General features: G+C 66.4%; 10 protein-coding genes. 9 read left to right on the top strand and 1 reads right to left on the bottom strand.

The genetic code is table 11. From position 1 onward, the window contains the following. From GO606_RS20460 to GO606_RS20415, 9 genes are read left to right on the top strand one after another with little or no spacing between them, the layout of a single operon-like run. Entirely contained in the window at window positions 1-1,038 is a 1,038-nt protein-coding gene (locus GO606_RS20460; RefSeq protein ID WP_169116650.1) for a FemAB family XrtA/PEP-CTERM system-associated protein, read from the top strand. 2 nt (window positions 1,039-1,040) lie between these two features. After that, window positions 1,041-3,458, top strand: coding sequence for a TIGR03087 family PEP-CTERM/XrtA system glycosyltransferase (locus GO606_RS22005; protein ID WP_343316354.1), 2,418 nt, complete (start codon window positions 1,041-1,043; stop codon window positions 3,456-3,458). Window positions 3,459-3,474: 16 nt separating this feature from the next. Next, complete coding sequence (locus GO606_RS20445; RefSeq protein ID WP_169116651.1) at window positions 3,475-5,403, top strand: XrtA/PEP-CTERM system amidotransferase; 1,929 nt, start codon at window positions 3,475-3,477, stop codon at window positions 5,401-5,403. Window positions 5,404-5,406: 3 nt separating this feature from the next. Further along, entirely contained in the window at window positions 5,407-6,612 is a 1,206-nt protein-coding gene (locus GO606_RS20440) for a TIGR04063 family PEP-CTERM/XrtA system glycosyltransferase (RefSeq protein WP_169116652.1), read from the top strand. Beyond that, complete coding sequence (xrtA, locus tag GO606_RS20435) at window positions 6,609-8,204, top strand: exosortase A (protein ID WP_169116653.1); 1,596 nt, start codon at window positions 6,609-6,611, stop codon at window positions 8,202-8,204. The genes GO606_RS20440 and xrtA overlap by 4 nt, the downstream gene beginning before the upstream one ends. A gap of 1 nt (window position 8,205) precedes the next feature. After that, window positions 8,206-9,459 carry a glycosyltransferase gene (locus tag GO606_RS20430; RefSeq protein WP_169116654.1) on the top strand — a complete coding sequence of 418 codons (1,254 nt, stop codon included), beginning with the start codon at window positions 8,206-8,208 and terminating at the stop codon, window positions 9,457-9,459. After that, window positions 9,452-9,751, top strand: a complete 300-nt coding sequence (locus GO606_RS20425) for a hypothetical protein (protein WP_211166424.1) — start codon at window positions 9,452-9,454, stop codon at window positions 9,749-9,751. Before GO606_RS20430 ends, GO606_RS20425 begins: the two co-directional genes overlap by 8 nt. Before the next feature lie 8 nt (window positions 9,752-9,759). Beyond that, the gene (locus tag GO606_RS20420; protein WP_169116699.1) at window positions 9,760-11,136 is read left to right on the top strand and encodes a phenylacetate--CoA ligase family protein; all 1,377 of its coding nucleotides are present in this window, start codon (window positions 9,760-9,762) and stop codon (window positions 11,134-11,136) included. Beyond that, complete coding sequence (locus GO606_RS20415) at window positions 11,124-12,470, top strand: putative O-glycosylation ligase, exosortase A system-associated (protein WP_169116655.1); 1,347 nt, start codon at window positions 11,124-11,126, stop codon at window positions 12,468-12,470. Before GO606_RS20420 ends, GO606_RS20415 begins: the two co-directional genes overlap by 13 nt. Here GO606_RS20415 and GO606_RS20410 read toward each other — a convergent pair. Continuing rightward, window positions 12,418-14,277 carry an asparagine synthetase B family protein gene (locus GO606_RS20410; protein ID WP_169116656.1) on the bottom strand — a complete coding sequence of 620 codons (1,860 nt, stop codon included), beginning with the start codon at window positions 14,275-14,277 and terminating at the stop codon, window positions 12,418-12,420. The genes GO606_RS20415 and GO606_RS20410 overlap by 53 nt on opposite strands. Window positions 14,278-14,431: the final 154 nt, after the last annotated feature.

Raw genomic sequence — 14,431 nt, 5'->3', positions numbered from 1 at the left:
ATGGATCGGGTTCCGGTGGTCGTCAGGCAGCTCACCGACACGGATCTCGACCGTTGGGACGCATTCGTCGGCGGCTGCCCGGAGGCGACGTTCTTCCACCTGTCGGCATGGCAAGGGATCATCCGCGAAATTTTCCGCCACCGGACCTTCTTCCTGTACGCGGAACGCGCCGGCGACATCATCGCCGTGCTGCCGCTCGCCGAGGTCAATAGCCGGCTGTTCGGCCACGCCCTGACGTCCCTGCCTTTCTGCGTCTATGGCGGCCCGGCCGGCGATCCCGAAGGCGTTGCGCTCGTCGAAGCCGAGGCCGAAACGCTCGCGCGCCGCTTGCGCGTCCAGCACCTGGAGTTGCGCAACCTCGCGCCTCGCCACGCGGACTGGCCGCGGCAGGACCTGTACGTGACGTTCCGCAAGGAGATCCAGGCGGATGACGACGCGAACCTGCTCGCGATCCCGCGCAAGCAGCGGGCGATGGTGCGCAAGGGCATCCGGCACGGACTGACGAGCCGGGCCGATCCGGACGTTGAGCGCTTTTTCTCGCTGTATGCCGACAACGTCTTGCGGCATGGTACGCCGGCGTTGCCGAAAGCATTTTTCGCACGCCTGATGAAGGACTTCGGGCCGGACTGCGAAGTGCTCACGGTGAGCGATCCGGACGGAAATGCGCTGTCGAGCGTGCTGAGTTTCTATTTTCGCGACGAAGTGCTGCCGTATTACGCCGGCGATGCCGTGATGGCGCGCGACGTTGCGGCCAACGATTTCAAATACTGGGAACTGCTGCGCCGCGCGTGCGCGCGCGGCTGCCGGTTGTTCGATTTCGGCCGCAGCAAGATCGGCACCGGGCCGTTCAGCTTCAAGAAGAACTGGGGCTTCGAGCCGCAGCCGCTGTCGTACGAATATCGCCTCTACAGGCGCGACTCGGTGCCGCAGAACAATCCGATGAATCCGAAATACCGCGCCTTCATCGCGCTGTGGCGCCGGCTGCCGATACGCGTGGCGAACGCGATCGGGCCGCATATCGTGCGCAATCTCGGCTGATCATGGATTCCCGGCCTGGGCTGCTCTACCTCGTGCACCGCATCCCCTATCCGCCGAACAAGGGCGACAAGGTTCGTTCGTTCAACATCCTGCGCCATCTTGCGCGCAGCCATCACGTCTACCTCGGCACTTTCGTCGATCATCCCGATGACCGGCAATACATCGAGCGACTCGGCCAGTGGTGTGCCGGCATGCATGTCGTCGAACTCAAGCCACGACGCGCACGGCTTGCCAGCCTCCGCGGGCTATGCACCGGAGAAGCCCTGAGTTTGCCGTATTACCGTGACGACGGCTTGCGGGCATGGGTGCGCGACACCGTCCGGAGCCATGGCATCCGGCGGGCGGTGGCGTTTTCCGGTCCGATGGCGCAATACCTTGATGCGCCCGATCTGGAGCGGTGCATCGTCGATTTCTGCGATCTCGATTCGGCCAAGTGGACCCAGTACGCGGCCCAGCGGCCTTGGCCGATGTCCTGGTTATACCGGCGTGAGGGCGAACGCCTGCTGGTGTTCGAGCGCACGGCGGCGCGCGCCGCGGCGGCGAGCCTGTTCGTGACCGACGCCGAGGCCGCGCTTTTTTGCCGTGCGGTGCCGGGCTTGGCCGATCGCGTCGTGTCGATGCCGAATGGCGTCGATGCGGAGTTTTTTTCGCCCGGACGGGAATATCCCAACCCTTATCCCGACCGCGGGCAAGCGGTGGTGTTTACCGGCGCGATGGACTACTGGCCGAATATCGACGCGGTGACATGGTTTGTGCGCGACATTCTGCCGGTGCTTCACCGCACGCGGCCTGCGCTGCGTTTTTACGTCGTCGGCATGAATCCCGTGCCGGCGGTTGTCGCGCTGGCCGGACCGGCAGTTGTCATCACCGGCAGTGTGCCCGATGTGCGCCCCTGGCTCGCGCACGCCGATCTCGTCGCGGCGCCGCTTCGCATTGCACGCGGCCTCCAGAACAAGGTTCTCGAAGCGATGGCGATGGGCAAACCGGTTGTCATATCCACGGCTTCCGCCGCGGGCCTCGAGGGCCGTCCGGGGCTGGATTTCGACATTGCCAGCGGCGCCGCCGAGTTTGCCGAGCGCGCCGATATACTGCTTGGCGATGCGGCACGGCGCAGGAAAATGGGGCAGGCCGCGCGCGCGCGCGTGCTGGCCGACTACAGTTGGGACGCCCACCTGGCCCGGCTCGATCGGCTGCTGGGCGAGCGTCCCGACGCCGGGCGGCCGCGGGAGCGCGCGCGCCGGGCGTGGTCCGACACCGACGCTCGCCCGTTGATCGTCCATGTCGTGTATGCGTTCCACGTCGGCGGGCTGGAAAACGGGGTCGCGAACCTGATCAATCATCTGCCCGCGGCGCGTTTCCGCCACGCGGTTGTCGCACTGACCGACTGTTCACCGGATTTCTGCGCTCGCGTGGTGCATGAGGACGTGCAGTTCATCTCGCTGCACAAGGAGCCGGGGCATGGCATCAGGCTGTATCCGGCACTGTACCGCTTGTTTCGGGCGCTGCGTCCGGCGATCGTGCATACGCGCAACCTCGCCGCGCTCGAAGCGGTTGTGCCGGCGTGGGCGGCCGGCGTGCCGGTGCGGATTCATGGCGAACACGGCTGGGATGTCTCCGATCCGCATGGCCTCCGCCCGCGGTTTCGCCTGATTCGTCAGGCATACCGGCGCTTCGTCACGCACTACGTCGCCCTGTCGAACCACCTGCGGACGTACTTGACAGAGAATATCGGGGTGGCGCCGGACCGTGTCACACGGATCTGCAATGGCGTCGATACCGCGCGTTTTCGCCCCGCGACCGCAGGCCGGCATCAGCTCGACGGCTCGTCATTCAATGAATCCGGCTTGCGGGTCGTCGGCACGGTCGGCAGGCTTCAGGCGATCAAGGATCCGCTCAATCTGGTGCATGCGTTTGCGCTGCTCGCGGCGCGTGACCCCGCGCTGGCGCAGCGGCTGCGTCTCATGATCGTCGGCGATGGGCCATTGCGGGGCGAGGTCGAAGCGGAAATCGCCGCTGCGGGCATCGGCGATCGGGTGTGGCTGGCCGGCGAACGCGACGATGTGCCGGAGCTGATGCGGGCGATGGATATCTTCGTGCTGCCGTCGCGGGCGGAAGGGATCTCGAACACGATCCTCGAAGCGATGGCCAGCGGACTGCCGGTGATCGCGACGCACGTGGGAGGAAATCCCGAACTCGTGCTTGCCGACGAAACCGGCTCGCTGGTCCCGCCCGGCGACGCCGCAGCCCTCGCCGATACGCTGGCGTATTATGCGACTGACGAGGCGATGGCCGCGGCGCGCGGGCGGTCGGCGCGTCGGCGCGTCGAGGGTGAGTTCAGTATCGATGGTATGGTCGGGCGTTACGCCGATCTTTACGAATCGCTTCTGGGTGCGGCCGGGCTTCCGGTGCTCGCAACCTGAGCGGGGAGGGGCGTCGATGTGCGGAATTGCCGGATTGTTTCACACCCGCGACAAACGTGAGTTTCCGCGCGATCTGCTGCAGCGGATGAACGACATCCAGCTTCACAGGGGGCCGGACGAAGGGGGGATGCATTTCGAGCCCGGCGTCGCGCTCGCCCACCGGCGCCTGTCGATCATCGATCTGTCGACGGGCCAGCAACCGCTGTTCAACGAGGACGGCTCGGTTGCGGTCGTGTTCAACGGCGAAATCTACAACTACCGCGAACTGGTGCCCGAACTGGAACGGTGCGGCCACCGGTTTCATACCCGCAGCGACACCGAGGTCATCGTCCACGCCTGGGAGCAATGGGGTGAAGACTGCGTGCGGCGTTTTCGCGGCATGTTCGCGTTTGCGCTGTGGGATCGCAGCCGCGACACGCTGTTCCTCGCGCGCGACCGCCTCGGGGTGAAGCCGCTGCATTATGCCGTGCTGGCCGACGGCACTGTCATTTTCGGTTCCGAACTCAAGGTGCTGACGCAGCACCCGGCGCTGGATCGCCGCATCGACCCGTGCGCGGTCGAAGAATACTTCGCGCTCGGCTACATCGCCGAACCGCGCACGATCTTCGAGGGAGCGAAGAAGCTCGGCCCTGCGCAGACCCTCACGATCCGTCGCGGCGAGCCGATGCCGGCACCGAAAAGCTATTGGGACGTTCGCTTCACGCTCGACAACCCGATCAGCCTGACCGACGCGCTCGCCGAGCTCACCGGGCGGCTGCGTGAATCGGTGCGTCTGCGAATGATCTCGGACGTGCCGCTTGGCGCGTTTCTCTCCGGCGGCGTCGATTCCAGCGCAGTTGTCGCGACGATGGCGGGTCTGTCGGCCGAGCCCGTCAACACCTGTTCGATCGCGTTCGACGACGCGCTCTTCGACGAATCGGAATTCGCGCGGAAGGTCGCGGAGCGCTACCGGACGAGCCACTACGTCGAGACGGTCCAGTCCGACGACATCGACCTCATCGACACGCTCGCCGCGCTGTATGACGAACCCTACGCCGACAGCTCCGCGATCCCGACCTACCGCGTCTGTCAGCTCGCGCGCAAGAAGGTCACCGTGGCGCTGTCGGGTGACGGCGGCGACGAGAGCTTCGGCGGTTACCGCCGCTACCGCCTGCACATGTTGGAGGAGAAGCTGCGCGCGAGCCTGCCGCTCGGCGTACGCCGGCCGATGTTCGGCATGCTCGGCCGTCTCTACCCCAAGGCGGACTGGGCGCCGCGGGTGTTCCGCGCGAAGACGACGTTTCAGGCGCTCGCGCGCGATTCCGTGCAGGCGTATTTCCATTCGGTGTCGATCCTGCGCGACGACATGCGCAGGCGGCTCTATTCGAGCGGCTTCAAGGCGCAGCTCGGCGGCTACAGCGCTCTGGAGGTGTTTCGCCGCCACGGCGCGGCCGCACAGACCGACGATCCGCTCGCCCTCGTGCAGTATCTCGACCTCAAGACCTATCTCGTCGGCGACATCAACACCAAGGTCGATCGCGCGAGCATGGCCCATTCGCTCGAAGTGCGCGAGCCGCTGATGGATCATCCGCTCGTCGAATGGCTCGCGACGCTGCCGTCCGGCCTCAAGGTGAAGGGGCAGGAGGGTAAATACCTGCTCAAGAAGGCGATGGAGCCCCTGCTGCCCCACGACGTGCTGTACCGGTCGAAGATGGGGTTTTCAGTGCCGCTCGCGCGCTGGTTCCGCGGGCCATTGAAGCAACGCGTCAGGGACGCGATGCTCGGCGAAACCCTGGTCGGCACCGGCCTCTTCAATCCCGACTATCTGCGCCATCTGGTGGATGCCCACCAGGCCGGCGTGCGTGACTACAGTGCGTCGTTGTGGTCGCTGCTGATGTTCGAGGCCTTCCTGCGCCACAACGACGCGTTCGCAGCGCCGGCCGAGCCTGTGCGACTGGCGGGATGACTCATGCGCATCCTGCACGTCTTCGACCACTCGATCCCGCTGCACAGCGGATACACCTTCCGTTCCGCAGCGATCCTGCGCGAGCAGCGGGCGCTCGGGTGGGAGACCTTCCATCTGACGTCGCCGAAGCAGGGTAAGGTGGCTGCGGCCGAGGAGGAGGTCGATGGCTTGCGCTTCTTCCGGACCCCGCAGCAGGCGCCCGCACCCCCGGTGATCGGCGAGGTCGCGCTGATGCGCGCGCTCGAGGCGCGCATCAGCGAGATCGCCGCAAGGCTGCGTCCGGCCCTGATCCACGCCCATTCGCCGGTCCTCAACGCCCTGCCGGCGCTGCGGGCCGGGCGGCGCCTCGGGATCCCGGTCGTATATGAGATCCGGGCCTTCTGGGAAGATGCGGCGGTCGACCACGGCACGACGAACGAGGGCAGTTTGCGCTACCGGCTCACGCGTGCGCTGGAGACATACGCGCTGCGCCGCGTCGACCATGCGTTCACGATCTGCGCCGGGCTGCGGGCCGACATCCTGGCGCGCGGAATCCGCGCCGACCGCGTTACCGTGATCCCGAATGCCGTCGATATCGAGTCCTTCCAGTTGTCGGGTGCTCCGGACGCCGCGCTGAGGGCGCGCCTCGGACTCGATGCCACGACGGTGATCGGCTTTGTCGGTTCGTTCTATGCCTACGAGGGCCTGGACCTGCTGCTCGACGCTGTTCCCGGGATTCTTGTCCGCCAACCCGACCTGCGCGTGCTGCTGGTCGGCGGCGGTCCGCAGGAGGCGAACCTGAAGGCACAGGCGGCCCGGCTCGGCATCGGCGACCGTGTCATCTTCACCGGGCGGGTGCCGCACGATGAGGTCAGCCGTTACTACGACCTCATCGATCTGCTCGCCTACCCGCGTCATTCGATGCGCCTGACCGAACTCGTGACGCCGCTCAAGCCGCTCGAAGCAATGGCGCAGGGGCGGGTGTTCGTGGCCTCCGACGTCGGTGGCCACCAGGAACTGATCCGCGACGGCGAAACCGGACGGCTGTTCCGCGCCGGCAGCGCCTCGGCGCTGACTGCCGTGGTCGGCGAGATGCTTGCGCAGCGCGGGCGATGGCGCGACTACCGCGCAGCCGGCCGGCGCTTCGTCGAGTCGGAGCGCAACTGGCGCAACAGCGTCGAGGCTTACCGCATCCCTTACAGCAGACTGGCACCGGAGATCACCCCATGAGCGCCCCTGAGCACGATGTGAGACTCTCGCACGATTCCGCCGTACCGGCGGGCGAAGATGGCCGCAATGCGTTCGGCCGCTCGTTTCATCTGGCTGTGCTGGTCGCCGCACTCGCCTTATTGTTGTTCTGGTATCGGGATACGGTCGGCTCCCTCCTGGCCATCTGGAGCCGCTCGGATACCTACGCGCACGGCTTCATCGTCGCGCCGATCACCTGCTGGCTCATATGGCGAAATCGCGCCCGGCTGCGCGGCCTGCCGCTGGCGCCTTCGCTGCCCGGCGCGCTCGCCGCCGCCGCCGCCGGTTTCGCCTGGATGCTGGGCGAACTCGCGAGTGTCGCGAGCGTGTCGCAGTTTGCGTTCGTCGGCATGATCATCGCGCTGGTGTGGGCGATCGCCGGCACCGCGATCGCCCGCTCGCTGGCCTTCCCGCTGGGATTCCTGTTCTTCTCCGTGCCATTCGGTGAATTTCTGTTCCCGTCGATGATGGATCGCACGGCGGATTTCGTTGTCTGGGGGTTGCGCCTGTCCGGTGTGCCGGTGTATGCGGAAGGGCGAGACCTGGTGATCCCCTCCGGCCACTGGGCGATCGTCGAAGGTTGCAGCGGCGTGCGTTACCTGATCGCGTCGGTGGTCGTCGGCAGCCTGTACGCCTATCTGACTTACCGCTCGCTGCGCCGCCGGCTGATCTTCATCGGACTCTCGGTGCTCCTGCCGATCCTCGCGAACTGGCTGCGCGCCTACGGCATCGTCATGCTCGCCCACTTCAGTAACAACCGGATCGCGGCGGGAGTTGATCATCTGGTCTACGGCTGGGTGTTCTTCGGTGTCGTCATGCTCATGCTGTTCTGGATCGGGGGACGATGGCGCGAGGACGAGGTGCCGGTCGCCCCGCCCGCCGCAAGCGCAACGGCAGGTGGCGTGCGTCCGGCTGCCGCCCCGTGGATGGTCGCCGGCTTTCTCTTCGTCGCGCTCGCGGCAGTCTTGGGCTGGAAACCGGCGCTCGGGATGCTCAATGAGCAGGGGCAACATGGTTCGGTCCGGCTTTCCGCTCTGCAGCCTCAGGGAGCGTGGCAGCCGGCGGCAGCCGATCGCCTGCCCGTGTGGTCACCGCGCTATTCGGGGATGCGCAGCGAATCGCGTGCGGCGTGGGAGGCCGACGGGCAGCCCGTCGGGCTCTATATCGCTTACTACCGCGACCAGATGCCGGGCGAGGAACTGATCAATTCCGAGAACCGGGTATTGCAGAGCAAGGATCCGGTGTGGATGATGAAGGCCTATGGCGAACACGAAGCGCAAGTCGGCGCGCGCGGCGTGAAGGTCGGCAGCATCGAGATGGCGAGTGCGGACGGGCGGCTGCTCGTGTGGCACGGGTACTGGATCGGAGGCCGATGGACGACGAACGATTACGTCGCGAAGCTCTATCTCGTGGCGTCGAGGCTCGGCGGCAGCGGTGACGATTCTGCCGCAGTGATGGTCTATGCCCCGTTCGCTGTCGAAGAACGCGGCAGGGCCGAGGCGGCGCTGGAATCCTTCATGCGCGAAATGGGGCCGGCGGTGGACGAAATGCTGACGACCGCGATGGAGCGCTAGCATGCGGACCGACAAGGTGCATGTCGTGGTCTTCTCCACGCTGTTCCCGAACGTCGCCCAGCCCCATGCCGGCTTGTTCATCCGCGAGCGAATGTTCCGGGTCGGTCAATTCCTGCCTCTGACCGTCATTGCGCCGGTGGCCTGGTTTCCGTTCCAGTCCCTTGTCCGCTGGTGGCGACCCCATTTCCGTCCGGCGGTGCCCCGGCGCGAGATGCAGAGCGGCGTCGAAGTGATTCATCCGCGATTCTTCAGCTTTCCCGGCTTTTTCAAGGGACTCGACGGGATTTTCCTGGCGCTTGGCTGTCTGCCCGCGCTGTGGCGGCTGAAACGCGCCGGACGGCTGGACGTCCTCGACGCGCATTTCGCGTACCCCGACGGCTATGCCGCGACCCTGATCGGGCGCTGGCTGCGGAGGCCGGTGACGGTCACGTTGCGCGGCACCGAGGTTCGACATGCGGCAACGCCCATTCTGGCGCGTCGGATCGGTCGCACCTTCGGGCGTGCCGACCGCATCTTTTCCGTCTCCGGATCGCTGCGCGCGCTCGCGCTGCGGCTGGGCGTCGCTGCGGACAAGGTCCGCGTCGTCGGCAATGGCGTCGATACGTCCAGGTTTCGGCCGCTGCCGCAGTTGCAGGCGCGTGCTGCCCTCGGTATACCCGCCGGCGCGCGGGTGCTGATCTCGGTCGGCGGGCTCACCGAGCGCAAGGGCTTTCACCGGGTGATCGAGTTGCTGCCCGACTTGCGCAAGCGATTTCCCGGGCTCGTCTATCTGATCGTCGGCGGCGCGAGTGCCGAAGGCGACTGGCGCGCGCGGCTGGAGCAGTCGGTGCAGGAGCTCGGACTGGCGGACGCTGTCCGCTTTCTTGGCGTCGTCGAACCGGACGATCTGAAGCTGCCACTGTCGGCGGCCGATGTCTTCGTGCTTGCGACCCGCAACGAGGGGTGGGCGAATGTATTCCTCGAGGCGATGGCATGCGGGCTGCCGGTCGTGACGACCGATGTCGGCGGCAATCGCGAAGTCGTGAGCCGGCCGGAGCTGGGGACTGTCGTCGCGTTCGGCGACCGCGCGGCGCTGCTGCGCGCGACCGAAGCCGCGTTGGAGAAAGTCTGGGATCGCGACGCGCTGCGCGCGTACGCGCGGGAAAACGAATGGTCCAGACGCGTCGCCGAGTTGATCGAGGAGTTCGCCGCGCTCGCGCCGCGTACCGGAGCTTCGCGGCGGCACGCGCAAGCGGAGGGGCAGACGCATGGTTGAACGCCTGAGCGTGAGCCACGTTCGCGAGCGGCTCGAGTACAAGATGTTCGTTGCGTCGAAGTCGGCGTATCAATGGGTGCGGCGCAGTTCGCCCGCGCAGCAGCCGGAGCGGGAGTGCGCTTCGATTTTCGGTTTCCTCGGGGTCCCGTATTCGAAGGAGATCACCCGCGGCGTCTTCGCGAGTTCGATCCGGCACAAACCGGTGTCCGGGATCGAGCCGGCAGCCGCGCAACTGTGCCAGGATCTCGCGCAGCGGTTCGGTTCTTGCCATGCACTGGATGCCCGGCCATGAACGACGTGATCAACGATATGTATACCGTCTTCGTTTCGAAGCTGCTGTTCCCGGCACAGGAGCGCGCGAAGCGGCACGACACGCTGCGGCTGCGCAGGCAGCTCGACGAGACCCAGTGGTGGGACCGTTTGCGCATCGAGCGCCTGCAGTTCGACCGCCTGCATGCTCTGCTCGCGCATGCGCAGCGCCACGTTCCATACTATCGCGAGCTATTTTCCCGCTCCAGATTCGATGCCGACGCCCTGACGGATGTTCGCGACCTCGAGCGGCTGCCGTTCCTCGGCAAGGCCGAGATTCGCGCGAATGTGGACGCGCTCAAGTCGGACCAGGCGCGCGATCTCGCCCGCTTCAATACGGGCGGCTCGAGCGGCGAGCCGCTGATCTTCTTCATCGGCGGCGAACGGGTGAGTCACGACGTCGCAGCCAAATGGCGCGCGACGCGCTGGTGGGGCGTGGATATCGGCGACCCGGAAATCGTCGTGTGGGGCTCGCCGATCGAACTGGGCACGCAGGATCGCATCCGTCAGTGGCGCGACGCGCTGATGCGCACTGAACTTCTGCCGGCGTTCGAGATGTCGGAGAGCCGGCTCGATGCGTTCGTCGAGCGCATCCGCAGGCGTCGCCCGAAAATGCTTTTCGGATACCCGTCGGCGCTGTCGCTGATCGCACGGCACGCCGAAGCGCGCGGACAGCGCATGGACGATCTCGGCGTGAAGGTCGCGTTCTGCACGTCCGAGCGGCTCTACGATGAACAGCGCACGAAGCTCGAGCGCGTCTTCGGCTGCCGGGTGGCGGACGGCTACGGCGCGCGCGACGCCGGTTTCATCGCGCATCAATGCCCGTCGGGCGGGATGCACCTCACCGCCGAGGACATGGTCGTCGAGATCGTCGACACGCAGGGCCGGCCGGTGCCGGCCGGGCAGTCGGGCGAGATCGTCGTCACGCACCTGGCGACGCGGGACTTTCCGTTCATCCGCTATCGCACCGGCGACGTCGCGGCGATCGATCCGGCTCCGTGCGCCTGCGGGCGCGGCCTGCCGCTGCTCAAGGAAATCCAGGGCCGGACGACGGACTTCGTCGTCGCGCGCGACGGGACCGTGATGCACGGCCTCGCGCTGATCTACGTCCTGCGCGACCTGCCCGAGGTCACGGCGTTCAAGATCGTGCAGGAGAGCACCGAACTGACCCGCGTGATGGTCGTGCCCGGGCCTGGTTTCAGCAGCCAAACCGAGGACAGGATCCGCCACGGCGTCGGCAGCCGCCTCGGCCAGGGCGTCAGCGTCGAGGTCGAACGCGTGCCCGCCGTTACGCCGGAAAAATCCGGCAAGTATCGTTACGTCGTGAGCCGCGTGAATGTCCAGGGAGCCTCTCGATGCGCGACATAGCGGTAACACTGGCGGTGTTCGGGTCGCTGCCCTTTATCCTCAGACGGCCGTGGATCGGCATCCTGGTGTGGACGTGGCTGGGTTTCATGAATCCGCACCGGATGGCATGGGGGTTCAGCACGACGATGCCGTTCGCGTTGATCGTGGCGCTGACGACGCTGCTCGCGATGCTGTTCTCGAAAGAGGAGAAACGCATTCCGTGGGAGCGCGAGACGGTGATCCTGGTGCTCTTCGTCGGGTGGATGTTCATCACGACGATCTTCGCCGTCTACCCTGGGCTGGCATGGGTGCAGTTCGACAAGGTCATCAAGATCCAGTTGATGATCCTCGTCGCGATGATGCTCATTACGACCCCCGGACGGCTGAAGCTGCTGGTATGGACGATCGCCCTGTCACTGGCGTTCTATGGTGTCAAGGGCGGCATCTTCACGATCCTGCACGGCGGCGTCTTTCGGGTACAGGGGCCGCCCGGGACCTTCATCGGCGGCAACAACGAGATCGGACTCGCACTGGCGATGACGATCCCGCTGCTTTATTTCCTCGCCCGGAGCATCGACCGAAAATGGCTGCGTAGCGGAATCTATGCCGCGACGGTCCTCACCGCGCTCGGCGCGATCGGGACGCAGTCGCGCGGCGCGTTGCTCGGCATGGCCGCGATGAGCCTGATGTTCTGGCTCAAGTCGCGACAGAAGTTCCTCGTTGCGCTGCTCGCTGCGGCGTCGGCCCTCGCCGTCGTGCAGATCATGCCCGAAGCATGGTATGAGCGCATGCACACGATCCAGAGCTACGAGGAAGACAAGTCGGCGATGGGGCGCGTCAATGCGTGGTGGATGGCCTTCAATCTCGCCAAGGACCGCCCGCTCGGCGGCGGGTTCGAAACCTTTCAGCGCGGAATGTTCGCGCTCTATGCGCCCGATCCCACGAACGCCCGGGACGTCCATAGCGTATATTTCGAGGTGCTCGGAGAGCACGGATTCGTCGGCCTGGGGCTGTTCCTGCTGCTCGCGGTCTTGACGTGGCGCTCGGCGGACGCCGTGGCGCACGCGGTGAGGACAGTCCCGGAACGCGCCTGGATGGGAGATCTGGCCAAGATGGTCCAGGCCAGCCTGATCGCCTACCTCTCGGCCGGCGCCTTTCTCGGCATGGCGTATTTCGACTATTACTACAACCTGGTGCTGATCGTCGTGATCATGAAGGCGATTCTGCGCCGGGAGGGGGTGCTCGGCGACGCGAAGGTCAGGCGAGCGCGGGACGCATCGCCGGCGCCGGGATGCTCCATGCCTATCGGCCCTGTGCCCGATCGTTCTGCTGCAGCCAGAGCTCGAGCTGGGTGAGCACCCAGATCATGACGCCATAATAAGTCGCATGACTGCTCGAATGTTCCCGCCACAGGCGTTGCAGATAATCCGGGCGCACGATGCCGCGTTCCCCGAGGCGCCCGAGCGCCTGCCTCGCCTGCGTCTGCAGCGGCTCGCTGGTGCCGAGCCAAAGCCCGAACGGCAGGCCGAACCCGTGCTTGGACTTCGCGATCGTCTCGCCCGGCAGAAAATCGCGCAGCGCGTCCTTGAAGAACACCCGCAGCCTGTTGCCACTCACCTTCTGCGCGACGCGCAGCGTGCCGGAGAATTCGACCAGATCGTCGTCGAGGAATGGGTAACGCACATCGATGCCCGCCAGTTCGCACACCCGGCCGACCTTGCGCAGGTCATTGTCGGCGAGCGTGAACTTGTGATCGAGGTGCATCATCCGGTCCACCGGGTCTTCCGACTCCGTCCTCGAATAGGCGTCCCGCATCAGATCGAGCGGCCTTCCGGTATCCACCGCGGCGAGGAACTCGGGTTCGAGGATCTCGTGGAGCGGGTCCCGGTGCAGGAAATTATAGGTTTCGAGGCGGTCGGGCAGCGGGATCCGTGCCTGGCGCACATAGCTTTGCGCCTTGCGCACCGGCGGCAGCGACGCCCCGCGCGGGAAGTTGAGCACGACCGGTTCGATCAAGCGGCGCAGCGCGGGGCCCAGCGCCTGATAGTGTTCGAATATTCCCTGTTTCGCGTAGCGCACGTTGCCGCCGAAGAACTCGTCGCCGCCGTCGCCGGCGAGCATCACCTCGACGCCGTGTTGCCGCGCGAGCCGGGCACAGAAGTATGTCGGTACCGCCGACGCATTGCCGAACGGTTCGTCATAGGCACTGGCGATCAGCGGCACGGCCTCGGCGACGTGCTCCGGGGTGACGTAGAACTCTCGGGCTTCGGCGCGGAAGTGCCGCGCGGTGACGCGTGCATACTCCAGCTCGTCGAAGCCTTCCGCGTCGAAGCCGATCGAAAAGGTGCGTGCAGGGCGACCGCTGATCTCGCCGAGCAGCCCGGTCACCGTCGAGCTGTCGGTACCGCCGGAAAGAAACGCACCGGTCGGCCTCTCATCAATCTGGCGTCGCACGGATTGCCGCAGCAGGTCCCTGAAGGATTCTTGCTGTCCATTCGCGGACGCCGTGGCGGCAGGCTCGAAGCGCATCGCCCAGTAGAAGCTGCGCGTCGCGTGGTGCGGGGTCGCGACAAGCTGTTGCGCCGGCAGCAGCTTCTCGACGCCGGCGAATGCCGTACCGGGACTCGGTACCATGTGGCAGTAGAGATAGTCATACAGCGCCTGGCGGCTCACCCGCGCACCGACAGCCGGGTGCCGTGCGACGGCGCGGGCGCTGGTCGAGAAGACCAGCAGCGGACCGACGCGCGCGAAACACATCCGCTCCACGCCCGTGCGGTCCACGGCCAGCACGACGCGCCCCTGAGCAAAGTCGATCAGCACCAGCGCAAAGCTCCCGAACAGGTCCGCGAGCATGCGATCGCCGTGCGCGCGGTAACGCGCCATCGCAGCGGTGGCGTGGCCGCGGTCGTTCGCGAGGGTCGCAGTCGCGCGGTCGCCCCAGCGTGGCCTGCCGAGGATCGCCACAGCGCACTGCGCCGCGGCGTCGTAGTCGGTCCAGGCCGCAGTCGGACCCGCCGCGATCCGGCTTGCGCCGGGCAGCTCCAGCGCGTGGGCGGGCCTGGCGATGCCTTCGGCGCCGAGCATCGCTTCCAGTGCAGCGGGCGCGATGTCGTTGCCCCCGCCGAGATTTGCCCAGCCGCACAGGATTCGGGAGGTTTTCATCGCTTCGGCTCCTTCTGGTTGATCGGGGCTGCTGCCATGGTAGCCGATGATATGCGAGGAAAGTGCAGCGCGACCCGGGCTGCGTGCGTGTGCGCGCGTGCGGGGAGGGCGGCATGATCGCGAAAGACGGCCGTGGCGCGGGCTGTGGAGCAAC

The organism is Aromatoleum anaerobium (assembly GCF_012910705.2).
GTDB classification, from domain to species: domain Bacteria; phylum Pseudomonadota; class Gammaproteobacteria; order Burkholderiales; family Rhodocyclaceae; genus Aromatoleum; species Aromatoleum anaerobium.
The sequence above is the reverse complement of the archived record's forward strand: the minus strand, read 5'-3'. Positions and strand labels throughout refer to the sequence as shown.